This window comes from Pantoea sp. Taur (genome assembly GCF_009830025.1).
Classification (GTDB): domain Bacteria; phylum Pseudomonadota; class Gammaproteobacteria; order Enterobacterales; family Enterobacteriaceae; genus Pantoea; species Pantoea communis.
This window is the reverse complement of record NZ_SZZZ01000045.1, coordinates 1-7,593: the sequence shown is the minus strand read 5'-3', so window position 1 is coordinate 7,593 and position 7,593 is coordinate 1. Positions and strand designations below refer to the sequence as shown.

General features: G+C 53.5%; 8 protein-coding genes. 4 read left to right on the top strand and 4 right to left on the bottom strand.

What is annotated here, in order from left to right:
• The 4 genes from FD744_RS25780 to FD744_RS25005 all read right to left on the bottom strand — a co-directional run.
• A partial coding sequence (locus FD744_RS25780; protein WP_237449367.1) for a hypothetical protein occupies positions 1-120 on the bottom strand: 120 nt, incomplete at its 3' end.
• Between the two features lie 101 nt (positions 121-221).
• Positions 222-1,457 (bottom strand): MFS transporter, encoded by a 1,236-nt coding sequence (locus tag FD744_RS25015; protein ID WP_160869986.1) that lies wholly within the window; start codon positions 1,455-1,457, stop codon positions 222-224.
• Between the two features lie 92 nt (positions 1,458-1,549).
• Positions 1,550-2,992: a pyruvate kinase gene (gene pyk / locus FD744_RS25010; protein ID WP_038646525.1), complete on the bottom strand. Its 1,443-nt coding sequence runs from the start codon at positions 2,990-2,992 to the stop codon at positions 1,550-1,552.
• Between the two features lie 117 nt (positions 2,993-3,109).
• The gene (locus FD744_RS25005) at positions 3,110-3,955 is read right to left on the bottom strand and encodes a MurR/RpiR family transcriptional regulator (protein ID WP_160869985.1); all 846 of its coding nucleotides are present in this window, start codon (positions 3,953-3,955) and stop codon (positions 3,110-3,112) included.
• 373 nt (positions 3,956-4,328) lie between these two features.
• Here FD744_RS25005 and zwf point away from each other — a divergent pair, with 373 nt between their 5' ends.
• The 4 genes from zwf to FD744_RS24985 all read left to right on the top strand — a co-directional run.
• Entirely contained in the window at positions 4,329-5,804 is a 1,476-nt protein-coding gene (zwf, locus tag FD744_RS25000) for a glucose-6-phosphate dehydrogenase (RefSeq protein WP_034828667.1), read from the top strand.
• A 182-nt stretch (positions 5,805-5,986) separates the two neighbouring features.
• Positions 5,987-6,430 carry a hypothetical protein gene (locus FD744_RS24995; protein ID WP_034828668.1) on the top strand — a complete coding sequence of 148 codons (444 nt, stop codon included), beginning with the start codon at positions 5,987-5,989 and terminating at the stop codon, positions 6,428-6,430.
• A 196-nt stretch (positions 6,431-6,626) separates the two neighbouring features.
• On the top strand, positions 6,627-7,265 hold the full coding sequence (locus FD744_RS24990; protein WP_034828669.1) for a bifunctional 4-hydroxy-2-oxoglutarate aldolase/2-dehydro-3-deoxy-phosphogluconate aldolase: 639 nt from the start codon (positions 6,627-6,629) through the stop codon (positions 7,263-7,265).
• Positions 7,266-7,407: 142 nt separating this feature from the next.
• On the top strand, positions 7,408-7,593 hold a 186-nt coding region (locus FD744_RS24985), incomplete at its 3' end, for a transposase domain-containing protein (RefSeq protein ID WP_202403470.1).

Below are 7,593 nucleotides of genomic sequence, written 5' to 3'. Positions count from 1 at the left end.
ACCAGCTTCCTCAAGGCAGCGGCTGATGAGCGCAGGGTCAAGAACATCCGCGAGCGTATTCAGAGGATTACGAAGAGAATCGTAACGAGAGACGATATCAAGGGCCTGACTGAGCTGCATAAAAAAATCCGGAAACGAAGCGTTTCCGGATTCTTACACAGCCACTGGATCGTTCAACTGATCCTTAACTGATCGGCATTAGGGCCGATTGGCCCCTTTGATTATTCTACCGCTTCAACGTGGCTGCGTCGGATACGTTTACGCAGGAACAGTGTGACCAGGCCAAACCACAGCACACCCGCCGCAAAGTTGATGCCGCTGAACCATGGTGTGCCACCACTGAAGTAGCCTGCTTTCGCCAGTTCAATCCCGATGGCCAATGTTAGAATACTGATCATTCCCAGCATGGCTGCCACGCTGCCTTTACCTTCGCTGCTGGAATACAGCGTCAGACGATACAGACCGGCGTTGACCATGCCCGCACCAAAGGCATACAGACTTAATCCTGCGGTCAGCAACAGGTAGGTATGGCTGTCGAGCAGGTTAGCCAGCAACGAGATGCTTAAACCCAGCAGAATCGGCCACGCAGCGAATTTGACCGGCTGCTCGATGGGAACGCGACCCGCCAGTTTACCCAGCGTCAGGTTGCCAGCGATCATGGCAAGGAACACTGGCAGTTGCAGCAACGCATACTCCATGCGCGATAAGCCCTCGTCATGCATCAGAATCACGGGTGACAAGGCAACCCAGGTTAGAATCGGAATAAACACCAGGCCAATAGCGAAAGATCCATACATCACCTGACGATCGCGTGCCAGACGGCCATAGGCGCGTGCCAGATTGGGCGGTGCGATTGAGTGGCTACGATCGCCAGCGGTTTCCGGCATGATGCGCCACAGCACCACAAAAGCCACCACGCTACAAATCGCAAACAGCCAGAACATGCTACGCCATTCACCCACGGTTAACCAGGCGGCACCCGCCAGCGGACCGGCCAGCGGGGCTAAGAGGGCCACGTTGGCCATTAGCGCCATCATGCGCACCGCTAAAGCCTCATCAAACGCTTCCTGCACGGCGGCATAACTGACTGCACCGATAAAGCACAGGCTGATGCCCTGAATAAAGCGCAGGGTGACAAACTGTTCGATGTTCGTGACCCAGGTGGTCAGAATGCAGGCCGCGGCAAAGAACAAAATGCCGAACAGCAGGACTGGACGGCGACCATATTTGTCCGAGAGCGGGCCGAGCAGCCACTGCAGCACCACGCCGCCCATCAGATAAGCAGTTAGAGAAGTCGACACCCATTCCGGGCCGACGTTGAATTCAGAAGTGACCAGCAGCATGCCGGGTTGAATCATGTCATGGGCGATGTAAGTCGCGAACTCAAACAACACCAGCGCGAGCGGGAACAGCAGCACCCGTCCGGTGAGTTGGGTAATCGGTTGATAGCGGGCCATCTGGCCTCCTTGTCAGAAAAAATAAAAACGCGACTGCCAGGCAGTCGCGTTTATCCATGTTGTTACAGCCGCTGTGAGTGGTGCGTGAGCGTTTAGTCTACGCGCAGAACACGGCTGGTGTTGGTGGTGCCGGTGGTTGCCATCACGTCGCCCTGGGTGACAATCACCAGGTCGCCCGAGACGAGGAAACCTTTGTCGCGCAGCAGGTTCACTGCATCATGCGCGGCGGCTACACCATCATTGTTGCTGTCGAAGTAAACCGGCGTCACGCCGCGATACAGCGCAGTCAGGTTCAATGTACGTTCGTGACGTGACATAGCGAAGATCGGCAGGCCAGAAGTGATACGTGACGTCATCAGCGCAGTACGGCCCGATTCGGTCATGGTGATGATGGCAGAAACCCCCTGCAGGTGGTTGGCTGCATACATCGCGGACATCGCAATCGCTTCTTCCACGTTGTCGAACTGCACTTCAAGACGGTGCTTAGACACGTTGACGCTTGGGATTTTTTCCGCACCAAGACACACTTTCGCCATCGCAGACACGGTCTCCGCTGGATACTGACCGGCAGCGGTTTCTGCTGACAGCATCACGGCATCGGTACCATCCAGCACGGCGTTCGCCACGTCCATCACTTCAGCGCGGGTTGGCATCGGGTTGGTGATCATCGACTCCATCATCTGCGTGGCGGTGATGATGGTACGGTTCAGCTGACGCGCACGACGAATCAACGCCTTCTGGATCCCTACCAGTTCTGGATCGCCAATTTCAACGCCGAGGTCGCCACGCGCGACCATCACCACGTCAGAGGCGAGAATGATATCATCCATCGCTTCCTGAGACGCAACGGCTTCTGCACGTTCGACTTTGGCCACCAGTTTGGCATCACAACCTGCATCGCGCGCCAGGCGGCGAGCGTAGTTCATGTCTTCACCATTTCGCGGGAATGACACGGCCAGGTAATCCACGCCGATTTTCGCGGCGGTAATGATATCGACTTTATCTTTCTCAGTCAGCGCTTCGGCAGACAAACCGCCGCCGAGTTTATTGATGCCTTTATTGTTGGAGAGCGGGCCGCCGACGGTGACTTCGGTGAAGACTTTCACACCCTGAACTTCCAGCACCTTCAACTGTACACGACCATCATCCAGCAGCAGGATGTCGCCCGGCACCACGTCTTCTGGCAGACCTTTGTAGTCGATACCGACTTTCTCTTTATCACCTTCGCCTTTGCCCATATCCGCATCCAGCAGGAAGCGATCGCCGACATTCAGGAAGACTTTGCCTTCTTTGAAGGTGGAAACACGAATTTTTGGACCTTGCAGGTCGCCCAGAATCGCCACGTGACGGCCAAGTTTAGCGGCAATCTCACGCACCTTGTTGGCGCGCATCTGGTGGTCTTCCGGGGTACCGTGGGAGAAATTGAGTCGCACCACGTTCGCGCCCGCCGCGATGATTTTTTCGAGGTTATTGTCGCGATCGGTGGCTGGGCCGAGGGTAGTTACGATCTTGGTTCTTCTGAGACGTCTTGACATGAAGGACTCCGTTGACAAAGGTTCGTGTCACTCTCAAGGGGACACGGTGTAATCGCATATTCTATATGATCGATGGGCTGTGATTCGACTCACATTGTGAATGTGATGTTAATTATTTTACTGCACCCGCTTTTCCAGGCGCGAATCTTTGAGCGCTTCTTTCACCCGTTTCAGGTTTTCGCGGAAAGCCGCGCCACGCTCAAGGGTAAAACCTGTCGCCAAAACATCAACCACGGTTAATTGCGCAAGGCGGGAAACCATCGGCAGGTAGATATCCGTATCTTCAGGTACATCGAGCGTCAGTGCGAGGGTTGCTTCTGCCGCAAGGGGTGAACCCGGAGAGGTGATAGCCAGTACTGTGGAAGCGTTTACACGCGCCAGGCGAGCCAGTTCTATCATATTTTTGGTTCGACCAGTATGTGATATGAGAACAAAAACGTCATTTGGTCCACTATTTATGCAACTCATGCGCTGGATCACAATATCCTCTGACCAGATGACCGGCAGATTAAAGCGCAGGAATTTATTGGTCGCGTCGTGCGCCACAACCGCAGAGGCGCCGAGACCAAAAAAGGCGATTTTTTGTGCCTGAGTCAGGGCTAGAACCGCTTGATCAATGACCTGAAGATCCAGCTGTTGGCGCACATGGCTTAAGCCGGCGAGGGCGGAATCAAAAATCTTGTGGCTGTAACTTTCAACACTGTCATTTTCTTCCACATCGCGACTGACCCAGTTCGGACCTTTTGCCAGACTCTGTGCCAGTCGTAACTTGAAGTCGGGGAAGCCGCGCGTACCCATACGATGACAAAAGCGATTGACGGTCGGTTCGCTGACGTCGGCGGCACGCGCCAGGGTGGCGATGCTGGAGTGCATAGCCTGCTGCGGAGCGGCCAGAATCTGTTCTGCCACTTTCCGTTCTGATTTGCTCAGCGCGTTAAGTTGCGCCTGAATATGTTCCAGCATGTCGTTAACCCGATGCGTCTCAATCACTTTCGTCGCGTTCATCACCTGATAAAACGCTGCCAATTCACAACAATATACCGTGTAATACGCCCTCGCACGCAGCAGCGGACAAATGTAAGCGCGTTTTTTTTGTCATACTTTGATCGTTGCCGGGTTTTATCCCGACAAACATCGAAACAGAAAAAGCGCGAAAAGCGCACACCACAACACACCTTTGTTCGCCATCATGTTCAAAGTAATGGCTAATGCCACACCGCGTCTGGGTTGTTCCGATGCGGGGAAAAAAGTACATTGTGCTGTAAGAAAATTACAATAAGGACCTGGGATGATGAGGACGCTCAAACCGGGTATATCCTGCAACGAGGAGAGGAAAATGGCGGTAACACAAACAGCCCAGGCATGCGATCTGGTTATTTTCGGTGCCAAAGGCGATCTTGCTCGCCGGAAACTGTTGCCTTCACTGTATCAGCTGGAGAAAGCCGGTCAGATTCACGACACCACACGCATCATCGGCGTGGGGCGCGCGGAGTGGGACAAAGACGCGTACACCAAAGTGGTGCGTGAAGCGCTGGAAACCTTCATGAAGGAGAAAATCGACGAAGCGCTGTGGGATAAACTCAGCAGCCGTCTCGATTTCTGCAACCTCGACGTTAACGACACCTCGCATTTCACCAAACTGGGCAAGATGCTTGACCAGAAAGATCGTGTCACCATCAACTACTTCGCTATGCCGCCGAGCACCTTTGGCGCCATTTGCGACGGTCTGGGCGCCGCCAAGCTGAATGCTAAACCGGCGCGCGTGGTGATGGAGAAGCCGCTCGGCACCTCGCTCGAGACCTCGCAAGAGATCAATGACAGCGTCGGCAAGTACTTCGAAGAGAGCCAGGTGTTCCGTATTGACCACTATCTCGGTAAAGAGACGGTACTGAACCTGCTGGCTCTGCGTTTCGCCAACTCTATCTTCGTGAATAACTGGGATAACCGTACCATCGATCACGTGCAGATTACCGTGGCGGAAGAGGTGGGTATCGAAGGTCGTTGGGGTTACTTCGATAAAGCTGGCCAGATGCGCGACATGATCCAGAACCACCTGTTGCAGATCCTCACGATGATCGCCATGTCACCGCCATCCGATCTCAGTGCGGATGCCATCCGTGATGAGAAAGTGAAGGTGCTGCGTTCGCTGCGTCGTATTGACCAGACCAACGTGCGTGAAAAAACCGTGCGTGGCCAGTACACCGCCGGCTTCGTGCAGGGCAAAAAAGTACCAGGCTATCTGGAAGAAGAGGGCGCGAACAAGCAGAGCGCCACCGAGAGCTTCGTGGCGATCCGTGTTGATATCGACAACTGGCGCTGGGCGGGCGTGCCGTTCTACCTGCGTACCGGTAAGCGCTTGCCGACCAAATGCTCTGAGGTTGTGGTGTACTTTAAGAACCCAGAGATGAACCTGTTCAAAGACTCTTATGCTGAACTGCCGCAGAACAAGTTGACCATTCGTTTGCAGCCGGACGAAGGGGTGGATATCGAGATCCTGAACAAAGTGCCGGGTCTGGATCACAAGCACAAACTGCAGACCACCAAGCTGGATCTGAGCTACTCCGAGACTTTCAATCAGTCACATCTGGCGGATGCCTACGAGCGTCTGCTGCTGGAAACCATGCGCGGCATTCAGGCGCTGTTTGTACGCCGTGACGAAGTGGAAGCGGCGTGGGGCTGGGTGGATTCCATCATTGATGCATGGAACGCCGATGCTGAAGCGCCTAAGCCATACCAGGCTGGCACCTGGGGTCCGGTGGCGTCCGTCGCGATGATTACGCGTGATGGCCGTTCGTGGAATGAGTTTGAATAATTTGTGATGGCACAGCCAGTGATTTAACTGCTGGCTAGGTATTAGAGACCACAGACAAACGCTTTCGATGATGATCACCGAAAGCGTTTTTTTATTTCTGTAAAATGTAAGCGTTGACGGGTCAGAAAGCGTGTAACAGTTTTTGCTGCACGGAGCAGGTTGATCAAATAAAGGATTATTGTGTGAATACGTTGGTAAAAAATGCATGGAGTTCAGCCGGTATGATATTGGGAGCGATAGCTCTGATTATCAGCCTTATCCATTTCTCAACTGGGCCTTACTCGGCACCTCCTTCGCTTGAGAGTGTCGTTGCCAGACACGTTGGCGAGATTAAAAAAGGCGTTATCGACGGATTGAAAGGCAAAGCTCCTTCCTCAAGTGAACCCGTCAGGAAAATCAATATCGATCAAATACTGACTACCGTTGTTCTTAGCCTCGCCGCGGCGGCCTTACTCATGGCCTTCGTTGGTGGTATGCGTAAAGAGAACAAATGGAGTGTCAGGGGCGCGCTGATATTTAGCTGCGGAACGCTCGCATTCCATGCCATTTTGCTGGGTATGGCATTTGCGTCCGCGATTATCCTGTTACTTATCGTGTTGTCATTGATATCTGGTTTTTTCGGATAAAGATTTATGCCAGGCAATGGGATGAATGATGCAGAAGGAAAAAACTTCCCATTGGAAAATTCATTTTTCTTAAAATTGAACCAGAGTTTCAATAATTTTTGATATCCGATAGACGCCGCTCCAGCCAATCTTGTATGGTAGAGCCCAAACATTGACAGCCGGATGCGAGTCGGGCTGATGCCACTAAGGAAACGTGATGAAGAACTGGAAAACCACTGCTGAACAGATCATGACTACGGGCCCGGTTGTGCCGGTGATCGTGGTGAATAAACTGGAACACGCCGTGCCGATGGCCAAAGCGTTGGTGGCCGGCGGTGTGCGTGTGCTGGAAGTGACGCTGCGTACGCCGGTGGCGATGGACGCGCTGCGTGCGATGATCAAAGAAGTGCCAGAAGCGATTGTCGGTGCGGGCACAGTGATCAACACCCAGCAGCTGAAAGAGGTGACTGATGCCGGTGCGCAGTTCGTGATCAGCCCAGGTCTGACCGAGCCGTTACTAAAAGCCGCAGTTGAAGGTCCGGTACCACTGATTCCGGGCATCAGCACCGTTTCTGAACTGATGTTGGGTATGGATTATGGCCTGCGTGAGTTTAAGTTCTTCCCGGCTGAGGCGAATGGTGGTGTTAAAGCGCTGTCAGCGATTGGCGGTCCTTTCCCACAGGTGCGCTTCTGCCCAACCGGCGGTATCTCACCGGCCAACTATCGTGACTACCTGGCGCTGAAAAGCGTGCTCTGTATTGGTGGTTCGTGGTTGGTGCCGAACGATGCGCTGGAAAGCGGCGACTGGGATCGCATTACGCGTCTGGCTCGCGAAGCCGTTGAAGGCGCGAAGTAACGCATCTGGCAGGGTGCGAATCATTGGAACTGAAAGGGCGGCCTGGTGGCCTAATGCCGATCAGTTAAGACAAAAATGATCGGTTGAACGATCCGGCAGTTCTGCAAGAATCCGTAATCTCTCAGGGATTACGGATTTTTTTATGCTTCTCAGTCAGGCTCTCGATATCGTTCATAAGTTTACGCCTCAGGAATTCTCGGGGCTTTCCGATCTCCTTTCTCCTGAACTCATTGACGAGTGTCTCGCTGATACCGGGACAGTGACGTTACGAAAGCGCCGTTTATCGATGGAAATGATGGTCTGGGCTGTAACCGGCATGGCACTTTTT